Annotated in this window: 14 protein-coding genes; 1 reads left to right on the top strand and 13 read right to left on the bottom strand. The window is 64.9% G+C overall.

The features are described 5' to 3' along the window. Positions 1-20: 20 nt before the first annotated feature. The 7 genes from ACOKS3_RS00995 to ACOKS3_RS00965 form a co-directional block, all read right to left on the bottom strand. Positions 21-1,961, bottom strand: a complete 1,941-nt coding sequence (locus ACOKS3_RS00995) for a cytochrome c/FTR1 family iron permease (protein ID WP_103446198.1) — start codon at positions 1,959-1,961, stop codon at positions 21-23. Positions 1,962-2,166: 205 nt separating this feature from the next. Beyond that, positions 2,167-3,585 (bottom strand): efflux transporter outer membrane subunit, encoded by a 1,419-nt coding sequence (locus tag ACOKS3_RS00990; RefSeq protein WP_103446199.1) that lies wholly within the window; start codon positions 3,583-3,585, stop codon positions 2,167-2,169. Continuing rightward, positions 3,582-4,457: an efflux RND transporter periplasmic adaptor subunit gene (locus ACOKS3_RS00985; protein ID WP_103446200.1), complete on the bottom strand. Its 876-nt coding sequence runs from the start codon at positions 4,455-4,457 to the stop codon at positions 3,582-3,584. The genes ACOKS3_RS00990 and ACOKS3_RS00985 overlap by 4 nt, the downstream gene beginning before the upstream one ends. Beyond that, positions 4,454-4,666 (bottom strand): DUF1656 domain-containing protein, encoded by a 213-nt coding sequence (locus ACOKS3_RS00980; protein ID WP_422763378.1) that lies wholly within the window; start codon positions 4,664-4,666, stop codon positions 4,454-4,456. Before ACOKS3_RS00980 ends, ACOKS3_RS00985 begins: the two co-directional genes overlap by 4 nt. Beyond that, positions 4,663-6,750 (bottom strand): FUSC family protein, encoded by a 2,088-nt coding sequence (locus tag ACOKS3_RS00975; RefSeq protein WP_422763377.1) that lies wholly within the window; start codon positions 6,748-6,750, stop codon positions 4,663-4,665. Before ACOKS3_RS00975 ends, ACOKS3_RS00980 begins: the two co-directional genes overlap by 4 nt. Then, on the bottom strand, positions 6,747-7,199 hold the full coding sequence (locus ACOKS3_RS00970; RefSeq protein WP_103446202.1) for a MarR family winged helix-turn-helix transcriptional regulator: 453 nt from the start codon (positions 7,197-7,199) through the stop codon (positions 6,747-6,749). Before ACOKS3_RS00970 ends, ACOKS3_RS00975 begins: the two co-directional genes overlap by 4 nt. Before the next feature lie 106 nt (positions 7,200-7,305). Beyond that, complete coding sequence (locus ACOKS3_RS00965) at positions 7,306-8,100, bottom strand: tetratricopeptide repeat protein (protein WP_103446203.1); 795 nt, start codon at positions 8,098-8,100, stop codon at positions 7,306-7,308. A gap of 206 nt (positions 8,101-8,306) precedes the next feature. Here ACOKS3_RS00965 and ACOKS3_RS00960 point away from each other — a divergent pair, with 206 nt between their 5' ends. Further along, positions 8,307-8,864, top strand: a complete 558-nt coding sequence (locus ACOKS3_RS00960) for a WYL domain-containing protein (RefSeq protein WP_103446204.1) — start codon at positions 8,307-8,309, stop codon at positions 8,862-8,864. 44 nt (positions 8,865-8,908) lie between these two features. On the opposite strand, the gene ACOKS3_RS00955 is transcribed toward ACOKS3_RS00960, so the two are convergent. From ACOKS3_RS00955 to bcsZ, 6 genes are all read right to left on the bottom strand, one after another. Beyond that, positions 8,909-9,772, bottom strand: coding sequence for an ABC transporter permease (locus tag ACOKS3_RS00955; protein ID WP_422763376.1), 864 nt, complete (start codon positions 9,770-9,772; stop codon positions 8,909-8,911). Between the two features lie 14 nt (positions 9,773-9,786). Next, on the bottom strand, positions 9,787-10,650 hold the full coding sequence (locus ACOKS3_RS00950) for an ABC transporter ATP-binding protein (RefSeq protein ID WP_422763375.1): 864 nt from the start codon (positions 10,648-10,650) through the stop codon (positions 9,787-9,789). 6 nt (positions 10,651-10,656) lie between these two features. Further along, positions 10,657-11,676: an ABC transporter substrate-binding protein gene (locus ACOKS3_RS00945; protein WP_103446206.1), complete on the bottom strand. Its 1,020-nt coding sequence runs from the start codon at positions 11,674-11,676 to the stop codon at positions 10,657-10,659. A gap of 17 nt (positions 11,677-11,693) precedes the next feature. After that, complete coding sequence (locus ACOKS3_RS00940; protein ID WP_103446207.1) at positions 11,694-12,593, bottom strand: TauD/TfdA dioxygenase family protein; 900 nt, start codon at positions 12,591-12,593, stop codon at positions 11,694-11,696. Between the two features lie 213 nt (positions 12,594-12,806). Continuing rightward, the gene (bcsC, locus tag ACOKS3_RS00935; RefSeq protein ID WP_422763374.1) at positions 12,807-16,328 is read right to left on the bottom strand and encodes a cellulose synthase complex outer membrane protein BcsC; all 3,522 of its coding nucleotides are present in this window, start codon (positions 16,326-16,328) and stop codon (positions 12,807-12,809) included. Beyond that, positions 16,316-17,428: a cellulose synthase complex periplasmic endoglucanase BcsZ gene (gene bcsZ / locus ACOKS3_RS00930; RefSeq protein ID WP_103446209.1), complete on the bottom strand. Its 1,113-nt coding sequence runs from the start codon at positions 17,426-17,428 to the stop codon at positions 16,316-16,318. Before bcsZ ends, bcsC begins: the two co-directional genes overlap by 13 nt. Position 17,429: the final 1 nt, after the last annotated feature.

Below are 17,429 nucleotides of genomic sequence, written 5' to 3'. Positions count from 1 at the left end.
AGAGGCCAGCAGCATCAACCTTAAACGGCAGCCCGACGCTTCTCGGCCAGGCGACTACGCCCATACAACACCAGAATCGCCAGCAGCGCCACCGCCTGCGCACTCAGCGAATACGCATCGGGGTGAATCCCCAGCCAGTCGAACTCGAAGAACGCCATCGGCCGCGTGCCCAGCACGCCCGCCTCCTGCAGCGCCTTCACGCCATGCCCGGCGAACACCACCGACAGGGCGCACAGCAATCCGGCGTTGATGCTGAAGAACAGCGACAGCGGCAGCTTCGCCGACCCGCGCAGGATCACCCACGCCAGGCCCACCAGCAGCACCAGCGCCGTGGCACCACCGGCCAGCACCGCCTGGTGGCCCGCTGGGCCGGCCTGCAGCCACAGGGTTTCGTAGAACAGGATTACTTCGAACAGCTCGCGGTACACCGAGAAGAACGCCAGCACGGCAAAGCCGAAGCGCCCGCCGCCACTGACCAGGCTGCTCTTGATGTAGTCCTGCCAGGCAGCAGCATGGCGGCGGTCGTGCATCCACACACCCAGCCACAGCACCATCACGCTGGCGAACAAGGCCGTGCTGCCTTCCAGAAGCTCACGCTGGGCACCGCCCACGTCGATCACGTAGGCCGCCACGGCCCAGGTGGCAAACCCGGCAACCAGCGCCAGGCCCCAGCCGATGTTGACACTGCGGATGGCCGACTGCTGGCCGGTGTTACGCAGGAACGCCAGCACCGCGGCCAGCACCAGGATCGCTTCCAGGCCTTCGCGCAGCAGAATCAGCAGGCCGGAAATGAAGCTCAGCGACCAGCTCAGGCCATCGCTGCCCAACAGCTTTGCGGCCTGGTCGAGTTTGGTTTTCGCTTCGCTCAGACGCTGTTCGGCCTGGGCGACCGGGAGGCCGTCCTGCAGCGACTGACGGTAGGCCATCAGGGCCTTTTCGGTGCTCTTGCGCGCTACGGTATCAATGTTGTCCAGCGAGCTTTCGACCAGTTCGAAGCCTTCCAGATAAGCCGCCACCGACAGGTCGTAGGCTTGGTCGTGATCGCCTGCACGGTAGGCCGCCAGGCTCTTGTCCAGCGTGCTTGCCGTATATTCGAGCAACTGCGACGGGCCACGCTTGACCTGTGGCGGCTGGGCACGCTGGGCGCGGAACGCCTCGACCGACGCGGCGCCTTCATTGGCGGCGACTTCGGCCGGGGTCTGGCGGGCCAAGTCGGCGATGTTCCAGGTCTTGTTGCCCTTGGCAGCCTCAGGATTGGCCGTGAAGCTGGCGATGTAGGCTGCCACGTCCCAACGCTGGCGCTCATCCAGTTGGTCGGCGAACGACGGCATCTCGGTGCCGTCGATACCCAGCGCCAGTGTGTTGTACAGGTCGAACAGGCTCAACTGGTCAAGACGTGCGGTGTCGCGCAGGTTGGCCGGTGCTGGCTCCAGGCCCACACCTGCCGGGCCATCGCCCGTGCCGGTATCACCGTGGCAGATCGAGCAGTTCTGCGCATACAGCGAGGCGCCACGGGCCGGGTCCGGGGTGATCACCGGGGCCTGGCTGACCTCGTAGGCCACCGCCAGGCGGGCGCCCAGTTGGCGCGCCTGCTTGGCTACCGCTGCGCCGTCCTGGCGCTGGTCGATGGCCTGGCGCAGCGCGTGTACCCCTTGCTGCAGGCCAGCTTGCTCGGTGTTGGCTGGCAGGCTGTCGATCAGCTCGGCCAGCACGGTGCTGAATTCTTGCTGCTCACGGTATTCGCCATCGTCGATGACCTTGCCGTTTGCCACGGTCGGCGGGTAGTCGGCACCAATGTAGTCCAGCAAATGCAGGGCTTTGGCGGCATCGGCGGGCGCTTCGGCCTGCGCCAAGGTGCTGCACAGCGCCAGCAACGGGCCGAGCATTACAGCTGGCAACCAGGCGAGCAGACGGGAACGGGTTTTCATGGCCACTCTCGGAGGGAATGCGAAAGAGAACATTGTTCACTTCCACTTTGCTTCTCTCAAGGGCTGAGGCTGGATTTCATGAAAAATCTTGAGACAAATCTGATGAAGTGGATTGCCACAGCGATGCGCCATGTACCCAACGGGTGTCTCACGCCCGATCGCCTTGCGAGGCATGCCGACAGATTTCATGGGCGCTGAAAATGCCAAGGCAGGCACCTGTCAGACCTGCCCCGTGCCCTCACTGCTTCCCAGTGTCCTTCCACCCACCTCCCAACGCCAGGAAAACGCCAATCTGCCCCACCGCCACCTGACTATTGGCCGCCGCCAACTGCGCCCGCACATCGGTATAGGTTCGCGTCGCCTGCAAATCCGCCAGGAACGACTCACGCCCTGCCTGGTAATACCGGTGCGTCTGGTCCGCCGCTTCCTTCGCCGACTTCTCCGCCTCGGCCAACGCATCCCGCCGGTCCAGCAAAGCACTGTACTGCGCCAGACGGGTCTGGGTTTCGCGAATGGCGTTCAGCACCACGCCGTCGAAATGCGCCAGGGCCGCCTGGGTCGAGGCTTCAGCCATGCGAATTCGCGCACGGGTGCCGTTGGTCGGGATGCTCCAGCTGATCTGCGGACCAAAGCCCCAACGGTTGGTCGACGGATCGCCGAGGTCTTCAAGAATACCGATGGTGCCGACCTGGGCACCGATGCTGATGTCCGGATACAGCGCACCCGTAGCCACGCCGATTTCGGCGGTGGCCGCCGCCAGCTGGCGTTCGGCCTGGCGCACATCCGGGCGGCGCTTGAGCAGGGCCGCGCCGTCACCCACCGGCACCAACTGATTGAGCTGTGGCAGCTCGGCGCAATCCGCGGTACCGGCGGGCAACTTATCCACAGGCTTGGCCAGCAGCGCCGCCAGGGTATACATGCCCGTTTCGCGCTCGGCCTTGAAGCGCGGCAGTTCGGCGCGCAACGACTTGAACTGGGTCTGCGAGCGGGTCACCTGGGTTTCGTCGCCACGGCCGGCGTCGCGCAGGCGCTGGTTGAGCTTCACGCTCTGTTCCTGCAGGTCGAGCGACTCGCGGGCGATGTGGTACTCCTCGTTGGCCGAGCACACCTGGGTGTAGGCCTTGACCACATCGGCCACCAGGGTGATTCGGGCGGTGTCGGCGGCGGCCTGCACTGCGTCGGCGTTGGCCTTGGCGGCCTCGGTGCCGCGCTTGAAGGTGCCCCACAGGTCGAACTGGTACGAGGCACTGATGATCGCCTCGCCAATGTTGGCCACCGGCACCTTCTCCGGCAGCAGGAAGGCCTGGCCAGACTCCTGCAAGCGCTGGGCGCCGGCCTTGATGCCGCCATTGAAGCCGCCCTGGGACTCGGCCACTTCGACCTGGGCGCGAGCCTTGGCGATGTTGGCCGCAGCCACGCGCAATTCGGTGTTGGCACTCAGCGCCTGGCGCACCAACTCGTTGAGGCGTTGATCCTGATACAGCTGCCACCAGTCCTCGGGCACCGGCGCCGACACCACGCTGTCGGCATCCTGGCGCAGCGGGCCGTTGAGATCGCTGCGTTGCACCGCCGCATCCTTCGGCACTTGGTAATCGGGGCCGACCATCATGCAGGCCCCCAGGGACAGGCAGAACCCCGCCAGGATCAGCTGTTTCATGGGCGCTGGCCCTCGAGGATCGACACAGTGGCCGTGCGCCCGGCGATCATGCGGAAGTCTTCCGGCACTTCGTCGAAGGCGATGCGCACCGGAATGCGCTGGGCCAGGCGCACCCAGCTGAACGCCGGGTTGACGTTGGGCAGCAGATTGGCGCCGCTGACGCGGTCACGGTCTTCGATGCCGGCGGCGAAGCTCTGCACGTGGCCGCGCAGGCGGGTGTTGTCGCCCATCACGCGGATGTCCACGGCGTCGCCGATGTGAATGCCACCGAGCTTGGTTTCCTCGAAGTAGCCATCGACGTGGTACGAGGCGCTGTCGACCACCGACAGCACCGCGCGGCCAGCGCTGACGAATTCATGGTCACGCGGGGCGCGATCGTTGAGGTAGCCATCTACCGGGCTGCGCACCACCGAGCGGTCGAGGTTGAGCTGGGCAGTGTCGACCGCCACCTGGGCCTCGCTGACCGCCGAACGGGCGCGAGCCTCGCGGGACTGGCTCTCTTCCAGCTGCTCGGCCGCCACCAGGTTGCCGAGCTTGCGGTTACGCTGCGCTTCGCGCGACGCCTGGGCCAGGGTTTCCTGGCGCTCGCCGAGGGTCGCCTTGGCTTGGCGCAGGGCCAGAGTGAAGCGGTCCTGGTCGATGGTGAACAGCACGTCGCCGCGTTTGACGGTCTGGTTGTCGCGCACCTCGACCTTCTGGATCAGGCCGGACACGTCCGGGGCGATCTGGATCACGTCGGCACGGATGTGGCCGTCGCGGGTCCAGGGGGCGAACATGTAGTACACCACCATCTGCCACACGAGCACGGCGGCGAAGGTCACTACCAGCAAGGTCAGGACCACACGGCCCAGGGTCAGCAAAGGTTTTTTCATGGCAGCATCAGGCTTCGGCAAAAGTGGTCGACCGCACCCAGCAGCACGGCATACAGGGCAACGTTGAACAGCGCCCGGTGCCAGACCAGGCGGTAGAAATGCAGGCGCACCAGCACCGTGTGCACCCCCAGGAACAGCAGGTAGGTGCCAAACATCATCACCAGCAGCGTGGGCAGGAACACCCCGCTGATATCCAGTTCACCGATCACAGGGGCGCTCCGTCGAGGCCGGGGGGCAGTTGCGGTTGTTCTGCAGGCTCGAGCATCACCTCGACACCCGGCAGCAAGGCCAGGCGCAGGCCTGCCAGGGCATGCAGCAGATGAGTGCGGGCATCGCCGCGCTCGTACAGTTCATCCAGGTTCAGCGCCAGGCGCGCACGCTCCATGTTGCGCAGCAGCGCGGCCGGGGCATGCAGGCGCTCGCCCGCACGCAGGCAGGCGGCGTAATGCGCGCCGACTTCCTCGATCACCGTGCCCAGGCGCTCGCGGGCCTGCTGGCCGGCGCGCGGCATATAGGCCAGCAGGTCGAGCAGGTTCAACCCCACGCGCAGATCACGCAGCGCCACGCCACTGTCCTGGCCGGTCTGCGACAGGCGCGGCAGGTGCTGCATGAGGCGATCGAGCATTTGCACGCCGACCTGGCGATGCTCGGCCAGGGTCGCCGGCTCGGTCATCTCGACAATGTCGCGCCAGACGAAGCGGGTCATGCGCTTGGCCGCCAGTTCCACGCCGAACGGGCGCATTACCAGGGTCCAGATGAAGGCGAACAGCAGGCCCACGGGGCCGGCCAGGTTGGAATTGAGGAAGGTGAAGAAGTCAGCGTCGTAGGCGCCCTGGATGCTGATGAACGTCGAGGTGTTGACGATGGTCAGCAGGGTGCCGAGGTAGAAGCGCGGCTGCACGGTCAGGGTACCGACACAGATGAACGGGATCGCGAAGGCCAGCACCAGCATCGGGAAGTCGTGCAGGTTGGGCAGCACCAGGAACAGGTACAGGCTGGAGAAGATCACCGACATCAGGGTCCAGAAGAAGAACCGGTAGATCTGCGGCGCCGGGTCGTCCATGGCGGCGAAGAAGCTGCACGACACAGCGGCAAGGATCACCGCACTGGCGCCGTCGTTCCAGCCCAGGCCAATCCACAGGCCGCAGGCGACGATGATCGCCAGCACCGTGGAAACCACCGAGTAGAGCATCAGGCCACGGTCGAAGAACGCGGTCAGGCGGCCCAGGCGCCAGTGGCGGTAGACCGCGCGCCAGGGCTTGGGGTCGTCGGTGCGCAGGGCGTGCTGCAAGGAGCAGCAGTCCTGCCACAGGTCGGCCCACTCGGTCAGGCGGTACAGGGCGTTGGACAGCAGCAACTCGGCACGCTGATCGAGGGCGGCAGCACCGGGCTGCAGGCGGTCGATCTGCTCGTGCAGGGCGGTCCAGCGGGCTATGGAGGCGCTGTCGGCGGTGCCTTTGAGCCATTCACGGGCAGCGTCCAGCACCGGCTGGATCTGCCCGTAATGGGCCGGCGCGCGGCCTTCGAGGGCGACCAAGGCATCGTCGAGAGCGTCGATCACCGGTAGCAGGTGAATCATCCGCCCGCGCAGCTCGCGGGCGTTCTTCAGGGTATGCGGGCCGGCACCTTCGTGGCCGAGCTGGCCGATCATCAACTCCAGCGAGTTGAAGGTGGTGACCATTGCGCCGCGCATGCCACCGACCTTGTCGGCGCTGGCTTCACGGGCGAGGTAGGTGTCGCTGTAGCGGATCGCCTCGGTGAACCAGTTGCCAGTGGCGCCCACCACCACCGGGGCCAGGCGGCGCGGCCAGAAGATCGCACCGACCACTGCCGCGCAGACGATCCCCAGGCAGATTTCCTGGGCCCGGGAGGACGCCACGTCGAACACCACCAGCGGGTTGTCGACCACTGCCAGGGCAATCATCGGCAAGGTGTAGCCGGCCAGCATCAGCACATAGTTGTTGGCCGTGCGCAGGTTCAGCGAGAGGAACAGCAAGGTGCCGGTCCACAGGGCGATGGCGATGCTCAGCAGTAACGGCGACTGCACCAACGGTGGCACGAAGAAGATCGCCCCGGCAGCACCGAGCAGCGTTCCCACGGCGCGATACACCGCCTTGGAGCTGGTCGGGCCGACGAACGGGCTGGAGACGATGTAAACGGTGGCCATCGCCCAATACGGGCGCGGCAACTGCAACAGCAGGGCGATGTACAGGGCAATCATCGACGCGGCGAAGGTGCGCACGCCATAGAACCAGTCGCGTGCCGGCGGCACCGAGCTGAAGAAACCGTTCATGCCACCCCGCCTGCAGTACCCAAACCAGCGGCTTCGAAGGCACGTAACACGCGCAGCGCAGCCTGCAGCTCGGCCTCGTCGATGCCTTGCAGCACGTCATGGCGTACGCGCACCAGCTCGGCTTCGATGGCTTCGGCCAAGCGACGGCCTTCGGCGGTCAGGCTCAGGGCCTTGGCACGGCGGTCCAGCGGGTCTTCGCTGCGGCAGACCAGGCCAGCCTTGCACAGCTGGTCGAGCAGGCGCACCAGCGACGGGCTTTCCAGGCCAGCAGCCTGGGCTACGGCCACCTGGTGCACGCCATCGCCCAGGCGCACGATCATCAGCAACGGTGCGGCGCAGGCCTCGGAGATACCGTAGCCGATCAGGGCGTTGTGGCAGATGCGCCGCCAGTGGCGAGCGGCAACCACCATGCCGCTACTGACTTGCAGGCGCAGGGAGTCAATGGACATGAGAAGAACCAAGGATATTCATAGTTTGCTAACTATCAATATACGCCTGTGCCTCCCCCTGTCGTCAACAGCGGGCGACGGGGGGCCTTGATGAATTCTTGTTCATTCAGGGCTGAACCTGGTCTTCCAGTTTCATGGTCAGGGCCAAGGTGCTGCCCATCTGCACCGCCCGGTCACGCCAGTTCTGGTAACGGGCGTCATCCCGGCTGCTGAAATGCACCGCCAACTCCTCGGCCGCCTGCATCACGCCGGTTGCCGCTGCCAACTCCAGCCAATACAGCGCGGCCTTGATGTCCGCCTCCACGTATAAGCCATGCAATAAGCGGTAGCCCACTTCGAACCGGCAACGCGCCTCGCCCCGCTCGGCGCCACGCAAGAACCATTGGTAGGCCTGGCCCGGGTCCACCTGCCAGCCCAGCGCGGCATCGCAGACTTCTTCTTCGTACAGGTCTCCCAGCGCGGCAGCGGCATGCAGCATGCCGCGCTCGAAGGCCTGGCGATAACATTCCTCGGCCTGGGCATAGGAAGTCTCGACACCCTTGCCGAAGTAGTGCTGCTGCCCCAGGTTGAACCACGCCGCCGCATTGCCCTGCAGCGCCGCCATGCGCAGCAGGTGCCCGGCCAGGGTAGTGTCGGCACGCCAGTACTTGCCATTGAGCCAGATCCAGCCGAGGTCGTTGAGTGCTGCCACGTTTCCGGCCAGAGCCTGTTGGCGCAGATCGGTGTACACCGCCTGCAGGTCGTGGGCCTCGTCCAGACGGTTGACCAGCAGCGCGCGCTGGCTGGGCTGCCCAACCCCGGCAAACAGTCGCTGTCGCCTGCCGACATATGTCGGTGGGCAAATGACCTGCTCAGGCAGAAGACGGGCGAGCAGCGAATGGATATTGCTGACAGCTGACATGTTCATCCTCATTGAACGACCCACAGGCCCGACCGCGGCTGTGATGAGGCGTGATTCTGCGCGACGTCACGTCAAAACCTGTCGCGAACGATTCGAGGCAAGGCAACCAATTGCGCATTCGTGGATCTGAACGAGTTATGGCTAATTGCCATGACCCGCTCGCGCCGCCATCCTGTTGCGGCAAGCCTAGACAAGGACGTTACCTTTTGCCGTTCGCCACCACCCGCGCCACCCTCAGCCGTCAGTGGGCGCTGCTGCGCCAGTTACCGAGCCGCTCCCCGGGCATTACCAGTGCCGAACTGGTGTGGCGCCTGCGAGATGTCGGCTTCAACATCAGCAAACGCACGGTGGAGCGGGACCTTAACGAGCTGTCGCTGATCTTTCCGCTGGATCGCAATGACAAGAGCATTCCGTTTGGCTGGCACTGGTCGGCGAACGTTGCTGGCGAGTTGCGGGGGAATTTCGACCTGCAGGGATATTTGCGGGGTGATTCGCTTCAGCCGGCGCAGGGTGAAGGGATCGAGATGCAGGCCTGGATCAGCGACCCATTGGCCCGGCAGTTGCGCGAGGCGCCGTTGAGCCTGGACATGCAGTTGACTGCACTCGAGCAGGGGCATCGACTGCGGGCCACGGTGGAAGATGGCGGGCCGTTGCGCTGGTGGGTACTTAGCCAAGGGGAAGGCTTGGTGGTCGAAGAGCCGCAAACTTTACGCGAGGAGATCGCCAGGACCTTGAGTAATGCGGCAGCACAGTACATGAATTAGGCCTCTTCGCGGGGCAAGCCCGCGTAGAGGTCGGCACAGATGTATTACCGCTGCATGCCCCATCGCCGAACGGTCAACCGCTCAAGGGTATTGAACACCAACCCCTCGACCAGCAAACCGATCAGGATCACTACCGCCAATCCGGCAAACACCTTGTCGGTATACAGCTCGTTGCGGTTCTGGAAGATGCACCAGCCCAGCCCGCCCTTGCCGCTGCTGGCGCCGAACACCAGTTCGGCGGCGATCAGGGTGCGCCAGGCGAACGCCCAGCCGATCTTCAGCCCCGAGAGGATCGACGGCAGCGCCGCCGGTACCAGGATGTGCAGGACCAGACGCAGCCCTTTCAGGCCATAATTGCGCCCTGCCATGCGCAAGGTTTCCGACACCCCGAGAAAGCCCGCATAGGTATTCAGCGCCAGCGCCCACAGCACCGAATGCACCAGCACGAAGATCAGGCTGTTGTCGCCCAGCCCGAACCAAAGCAACGCCAACGGCAGCAGGGCAATCGCCGGCAAGGGGTTGAACATCGAGGTCAGGGTGCCCAGCAGGTCGCGACCGAGCTGGGTCGACACCGCCAAGCTGGTCAGGCCGAAGGCCAGGACGATGCCCAGCAGGTAACCCTTGAGCAAAATCACCAGCGACACGCCGACCTTGGCAGGCAGCTCGCCACTAAGCAGGCCGTCCCACAATGCGGCGGCGGTCTGCAGAAAGGTTGGCAGCAGCAGGTCGTTGCCCTGGTAGCGCGCGATCGCTTCCCACAAGGCGGCGATCACCACCAGAATCACGGCCTTGCGCAGCCAGCCGTGCTGCCACAGGCGCTGGGCCAACGGTAGATTGCGCTCCACAGGCACACTGAGCAAAGGCTCCAGCTGCACCTCGTATTCCTGGCGCACAGGTGTAGGGGTCATGGCTGAAGCTCCTGTCAGTAGGCAATGCGAATGTCGTTGAAGCCCAGGTCATCGGCCTGCTCGGGGGCTTCGGCCTCGTCGAACAGCAAGCGATGGATGCGTCGCGCACTGGCCTGGAAGTCCGCAGCGCCGAGGCTGCCAAGGTCGTACTGGTGGCTGTGCACCTCGGCCCGTACCCGGCCCGGGTGGGGCGACAACAGCAGGATGCGGTTGCCGACCACCAACGCTTCCTCGATGGAGTGGGTGACGAACAGCAAGGTGAAACGCACTTCCTCCCACAGCAGCAGCAGTTCTTCTTGCATCTTGCGTCGGGTCAGCGCATCGAGCGCAGCGAACGGCTCGTCCATCAGCAGTATTTTCGGCTGTGTGGCCAACGCCCGGGCGATCGCCACGCGTGCCTTCATTCCGCCCGACAACATGTGCGGGTAGACATCGGCAAAGGCGGCCAGGCCGACCTTTTCCAGGTAATGCAGGGCCCGCTCCTCGGCCTCGGCGCGCTTGAGCTGGCCAGACACCAGCAGCGGGAACATGACGTTCTCTTTCACCGTTTTCCACGGCGGCAGCTGGTCGAACTCCTGAAACACCACGATGCGGTCAGGGCCGGGGCCATTGACCGGTTGGCCCTGCAGCAGGATCTGCCCTTCCCGGGGGTTGATGAAGCCGGCCACGGCCTTGAGCAGGGTGGACTTGCCGCAGCCCGACGGGCCAAGCAGGACGAAACGGTCGGCGCGGTCAACTTCGAAGCTGACCTGATGGGTGGCCCGCACCACGCGCTGCGCGGTGCGGTATTCGAGGCTCAGGTTGTCCACCTTGAGCAACGGCGGTGTAGCGACACGGCTCAGGTTGCTGGCCGTGTGGCCTGGCAATGGGGCGGTCATGGTCGGTCAGCTCCCTTGCAGCGGCCGTTCATCCTGGAAGAAGTAGTCCTTCCACGACGCTGGCTTGTGCTTGATGGCGCCTACCCGATACAGGAACTCGGCCAGCTTGTAGGTGTTTTTCGGGGTGACGGTGAACTCGTACTGCGGGTTGTCGATCAGCTTGATCAGCGCGTCGCGGTCGATCTTGGCCTTGGTCACGCGGATGTAGGTATCCGCTGCAGCGGCCTTGTCGTTCTGGGCGAAGTCCGCCGCCTCGGCCAGGGCGTCGACGAAGGCCTTGTAGGTCTTGGGGTTGTCGTTACGGAATTTCTCGGTAGCGAACAGCAGGGTCGGCGAGTTTGGGCCGAGCAAGTCGTAGCTGTTGAGCACCACGTGCACGTTCTTGTTGGCCAGCACCTGGTCCTGGAACGGCGGGTTGGAGAAGTGCCCGTTCAGTTCGGTGCCACCGGCCAGCAGCGCGGCGGTGGCATCCGGGTGCGGTACGGCCAGGGTGTACTTGTCGAGGCGGTTGTATTCCTTGTCGCCCCACTGCTGGGCGGCGGCGTACTGCAGGAAGCGCGATTGCACCGAAACACCCACAGCAGGTACCGCAATGCGGTCCTTGTCCGTAATGTCGGCGATGGTCTTCACGTTTGGGTTGCTGCTGACCAGGTAGTACGGGAAGTTGCCCAGTGAGGCCACGGCCTTGACGTTCTGCCGGTCCTTGGTGCGGTCCCACACGGTCAGCAGCGGGCCAACCCCGGCACCGGCGATGTCCACCGAGCCGGACAGCAGTGCGTCGTTGATCGCCGAGCCGCCGGACAGCTGCGCCCAGTCAACCTCGATGTCGATGCCCTGCTGCTTGCCGTGCTTCTCGATCAGGTGCTGGTCACGCACCACGTTGAGCAGCAGGTAGACAATGCCGAACTGCTCGGCGATGCGGATCTTGCCTTCGGCTTGCGCCACGGCGGGGGCCGCCAGGCTGCCAACGACCAGGCTGGCGCCCAGGCCAATGCTTGCCGCCAGGCGGCTGATGGATTTGCGCATGATGAATTCCTCAGTCGTCAGAACGGGGCATCGCCCTGGATGGTGGTGCGGAACAGTTTGCGGCGCAGGTGCGCGGGGCAGCCGGTGGCCAGGTGGATCAGCGAACGGTTGTCCCAGAACACCAGGTCGTGGGGCTGCCACTGGTGGCGGTAGATGTTCTGCTCAAGCACGCTCAGCGCGTACAGCTGCTGCAGCACGTCGCGGCTTTCATCGTCAGGCAGGCCGACGATGCGGGTAGTGAAGCCTTCGCTGACGAACAGCGCCCTACGGCCGTTTTCCGGGTGGGTACGCACCACCGGGTGGATGACCTCTTTCACCTGCGCGAGCTGCTCGGCGGTCAAGGTCGGGCGCCAGTTGCCTTCAAATTTGGTTTCGGCGTAACGGGCGGTGTAGGAGTGCGCGGCACTGCGGCCCTCGACCACTTTGCGCAGGGCCTGGGGTACAGCGTCCCAGGCTTTGTGCATGTCGGCGAACAGGGTGTCGCCACCTTCGCTGGGCAGCTCCTGTGCGTGCAGCATGGAGCCAAGGCTTGGCAGCTCCTTGTACGACAGGTCCGAGTGCCAGAACTTGCCGGCATCGCCAAGGCCGATATTCTGGCCGTTCTCGATGATGTTGGAGACGATCAGGATTTCTGGGTAGCCAGTGAGCAGGAACTGCTTGAGCACATGGATCTGCAACTCGCCAAAGCGGCGGCTGAAGGCAATCTGTTGTTGCGGGCTGATGCGCTGGTCACGGAACACCAGCACATGGTGGTCGAGGTGGGCGCGATGAATTCGGGTGAAATCCTCGGCGGTGACCGGCTTGGCCAGGTCCAGGCCAATGATCTCGGCGCCGACGGCACCCGAGAACGGGCGGATTTCAAAGGTTTGCGGCTGGGCGCTGTCGATGGACGACAAGGCGTTCGAGGCGGCTGGCATGTGTCACTCCCACGCAGTGCGCGACTTCAATGGCGCGCAACGATCAGAAACGCACGGGGATTACCCGTGTGGGTTCAAGTCGTGCGGCGCATCGATTGGTCGACGGGTACGCAGTGGGAATGACTATAAAGGCATAAGAAAAATATTTTAAATACCGTTAGCGCATAACCATATGAAACGGTTCGCGCACTGAAAAGGGGCGCCAGGCGCCCCTCAACGCCATTCGCTGTAAGGCTCCAGCGAGGTGACCGGCAAGGCCAGGTTGCCGCGCCACGGCTCGAACAGGTAGCGCACGTAGAGCATGGCGTGGCTGGGCGCATAATCCTTGCTGTGCTGCCAGTCGAAACCTCCGCCCAGCGCCCAGCGATCGTTCAGGCGCCGCTCGAAGGCACCATGCAGGCGATAGCCCACGCCTGTGCTGCTGCTGGCATCGGTGGTCGCATCGATGTTCGATTCGATGATGTCGTAACGCGCCAGCAACTTGCGGTTGAGGCTATCGTCCGGGTAGAGCCGGCTGCTGTCGCTGCTGGCATGTGACCAGCTGGCCGAGCCTTCCAGCAGGAACGACCAGTCATAGTTGCGCCAGGCATAGCTGACCGGCACACCGATCGACTCGTAGCGTTGCGGGCTGTAGTAGCCACCCTGACCGAGGCTGTAGCCGCCCAGGTCCTTGTCATAGCGCCAGTTCATCACGGTGAGGCCCACGCGCATGCGCTCGTCAGCCTTCTCCACGGCGCGGTAGTAATACCCTGCCATGGCGCGGGTGCGCTGGTTGTCGGCAACGTTCTCGCCGACCAGCCAATGGTGGCCAAGGCTTGCCCAGACACCGTGATCCCCCCCCTGGTCCCAGCTCAGCCCCAGCGTCGCGCCGTTGGCCGTGACGCCACCCCAGCGCACGTTGGTAGCCGGGTCGCGCGCGCCGGCGAACGACAGCAGCGAGTTGCTCATCGGCCGGCGCGAGGCCGCCAGCGACCAACCCACCTGCCCCAAGTCGCCATTGACGATTGCGCCGCCTAGCCAGTTATTGACCTCATAACCCTGGGTCGTGCCCAGGTCGAAGCCCCAGCGGCTGTTCTGCCATCCCATCGCCAGCACACCGCCATTGGCCGTCTGCGAGCCCGGCTGGCAGGTCGGCAGAGGTGCGCCGCTGCGGGTGACGCCGACAAACGGGCAGGTACCGAAGTCAGCGGTGTTGTTGCCGTTTTCGTCGAGGTCAAACGAGCCGGCATCCATACCAATGCGCTCGACCCGCGCAAACGCCCTGCCGTCTTCCCAAGGCGTATCGACATGCAGCAAGGTCGATTGGGTGCTCAGGCGGGAGATACCGGGCGTGCCGTCGTTCTTGCGCCAACCGTAGTCATGCATGAGGGTGACATTGGTATTGCGCTGCTGGTACAGCTCATCGACGTCGCTGCGCAGGCTGCGCGCCAGCCAGTCATCGCTGTCCTTCGCCCGGCTGGCGAAGGTCATGGCCCGGTCGTCACGCGGCGAGGCCTGCGAGCGGCTGATCATCTGCGCATCGGCCATTGCTGCGGCATACAGATCCAGCGCTCGCTGTGGGTCGTTGGCCGCCACCAGCCTGGCTGCGTCGCGGCGCAGCAACGGGTCGGGCTGCGACTGTTTGGCGGCGACATGCTCCAGCAGCTGGGCCGCTTTTTCCTTCTCGCCCAGGGCGGCCAGCACTTCAGCATAGCGGCGCTGTGCATCGCCTTGCTCGTCGGTCAGCTGCAGCGGCTGCACCTCCAGTGCCTGGCGTACGCGGGCCAGGTCGCCTTCGGCAATCCAGCTCTCCATCACGCCTAGGCGCGCCTGCGCACGCTGCGGCTGAACCTGCAGCACGCGCTGGTAGTAACCCAGTGCCTTACGATGATCGCCCCGCTGTGCCGCCCAGTCCGCCATCAACAGCAGGTCGTCCGGATCACCCTCGCCATGGGCCAGGCCAGCTTCCAGCACGGCGCTGGCCTCGTCGGTGCGACCCAGATCCTGCAGGCGCTGAGCCTGAGCCAGGGTCATGCGCCGGCGCACGCGCTTGTCGAGGACGCGCATGTCGTCGGTCCAGGCACCTTGTGGCACGGCGCGCAGGGTGTCCTGAACCTGTGCATCGCGATCACTGGATTCCAGGTACAAGCCATGGGCGTAACGCGTGGCAGGATCGGTGGGCTGGAGCTGCAATACGCGATTGAATGCGGCGTCGGCCTCAGCGTTACGGCCTTGTTGGTGCAGGCTGTTGGCCAGTTGGTAGGCCAGCCAGGGCTCATCGGGCGCCAGCTCGGCAGCTTGCGTCAGTAGCCGGCTAGCGCTAGCCCAATCCTGCCTCTGCACGGCGGCATCTGCCTGCTCGCGCAGGCGGCCAAGCTCCAGGCTACGGCGCAGGCTGGCGAACTGGACCTGTTGGGCCGCAGGCAGGCTGCTCAGATACGCTTCGGCCTTGTCTGTCGACTGCGCCTGATAGATGCGCATCAGGCCGCGCACCGCGCTTTCATTGCCCGGTACCTTGCGCTGCACCTGCAGGTATTGCCGTTCGGCACTGGCCAGGTCACCTTCAGCGAACGACACATCGGCCAGACCCAGCATGGCGAACTCATCGTCAGGACGCTGCTGGCGCGCCTGCTGGTAGAGCGAACGGGCAGTGCGCAAGTCCTGTTTCTCCAGCGCGCTGTCAGCCCGCTGCAGCATCCCCCAGTACTGGCTGGAGGCTTCGAGGTCTTTCCATTTACTCATCAGGCGGGTGTTCTGCTCGATGGTAACCGCTTGGTGGAATGCCGCGTTGGCTTCCCCGTAACGGCGTTGACGCATCAGCGCAACGCCGAGCGCGCCGTGCAGGCTGGCATCATCGGCATAACGGCGCAGGGCCAGGCGCAGCTGTGCTTCTGCCTGGACGTTGCGGTCCTGATCGAGCAACGCCTTGCCACGTTGCCCAGCCTGCCAGGCCGGGTCACCCACCAGGGTGCGTTGCTGCTTGAGGTTGTCATTGGCCAGCGGCAACAGCGGCGATGCCGGATAGCGCTGGACGAATGCCTGCCAGGCAGCGACGCTGTTGGCACTCACCGGTTGCTCGGACAGGTAGTCGAACTCGCGCTGGGCGGCGGCATCGCGTGCCGTCGGGTCACGCGACAACTGGTCGAGGATGGCCAGGGCTTCACTGTCACGGTCCTCGCTGAACAGCCAGGCGGCCAAGGTCTGGCGCAAGCCGACGTTGCCTGGGTACTGGCGATCAAGCTCCTGCAGCTGGCGGATCGCTTCCGGCCGCTGACCGGCCAGGTTGCCACGCACGCGCCAGTAGTCCAAGGCCAGGTCCAGGCTGGGCGGTTCACCGCCGAACAACTGGTCATAGGCGACCAGAGCCTCGTCATAGCGCCCCGTCACTGCCATGAGCCGCGCTTGCTGCAAACGCTGCGCCTGCTCGGGCTGCTGCAGCGCCATCAGACGTCGGGCTTGCCGATCCTGGAGGCTGCCCGGTGCCACTGCAGCGATGCTTGCACGCAGTTGCTCGGCTTCTTCAGGTTTCTGCTCACGCAGCGCCAGGCTCAGCGAGGCCAGCAAGGCATCAGGGTTGCGCGGCTCCAACAAACGCAGCCTGGCCAGGGCGTCGTGAATCAGGTCGTCGCGGTGCAGCGCCTCGCCAATACGTACCTGCTCCAGCAGCCATTGGCGTTGCTCATCGCGGTCTTTCGGCTGCGCGGCCACGGCACAGGACAAAGCGGTCAGCGTCAGCACGCCGATCATTCGGAACATGGAGCACTCCAGGCGGGCAGCAGACGACCTTGATTGTCAAAGCGATAGCGGGCTTGGTCCCAGCCTTGGCCGAACAAGGCAAGGACTTGGTTGTAATATGCCTGTGGCTCGGCAGGCTGCTCGCGCAACCTTTTGCGCTGGGCTTCAAGCGTAGCGTGGCCATCTGCGGCGCTGGCCAGCAATGGCAACAACGCTGCGGAAAAGCCCACCGGGCCATGCCCGCTCTGTTTGCCAGTGCGGGCATCGACGCTCTCCGGCGGCTGGCCACCCTGGGTAGTGGCGGTGACCATCGGTGCGAAGTGACGCAGCAGCTCGTCACGCTGCGCTGCACCGTTAGCCAGCATGCCCAGCCACAGGTACACGCGGATGGCGTCATAGTCCCCGGCACTACCGTGCTCAGGGTCGGGCTCGATGGCTGCCGCTGGCGTCCACAGCAACCAGTCCGGGGCAAAGCCGTTGGGCGATGACTGCAACCAGAGGCGACGTACGTTGCTGGCCATCTCGCCCCACAGTGGGTCCACCAGGGCAAAGCGGTCGAACAATTGCGGCGGCAGGTAGCTGGGGTTCAGGCGCCAGCCTCGGTTGTCGTCAAAGCCGTAATCCGCCGGTAGCAGCATCACACCCAGGCCCGGCAACTTGCGCACGGTCTGTGCGGCGATGCGCCAGAGCATCTGTGTGCCCAGCCGGGCATACGCCGGCTCGTTCCACAGCCGCCCCGCTTCGAGCAGGCTGTAAGCGATCCACAGGTCAGCATCGCTGGCATTGTTGCTGTCCAGCACCTGCCATTGCTTCTGCTTGCCGTGGCCCCAGAGCCAGGCCGGCAAATGCCGGGAAAGGTCGCCTTCGGCCAGGTTGTTGCCGGTCCAGCGCAGCAGGTTGTCGAACGCCTGGCGGTCGTTGCCGACCAGGGCGAAGAACAGCGCATAGCTCTGCCCTTCGGAGGTGGTGACCAGGCGCTCATCACTACGGTCGAGCACCCGGCCATCCGCACTCATCAGGTGGGTCTTGAAGCGCTCCCAGTCCGGCCACGGGCAATCCGCCGCCGCGCGGGCGACGCCGGGCATGCACAACACCAGCACCAAGGCCAACAGCTGGCGCATG

Source organism: Pseudomonas sp. HS6-2, assembly GCF_049325675.2.
In the GTDB taxonomy this organism is placed as follows: Bacteria; Pseudomonadota; Gammaproteobacteria; order Pseudomonadales; family Pseudomonadaceae; genus Aquipseudomonas; species Aquipseudomonas putida_N.
This window is presented reverse-complemented; position numbering and strand designations above follow the sequence as displayed.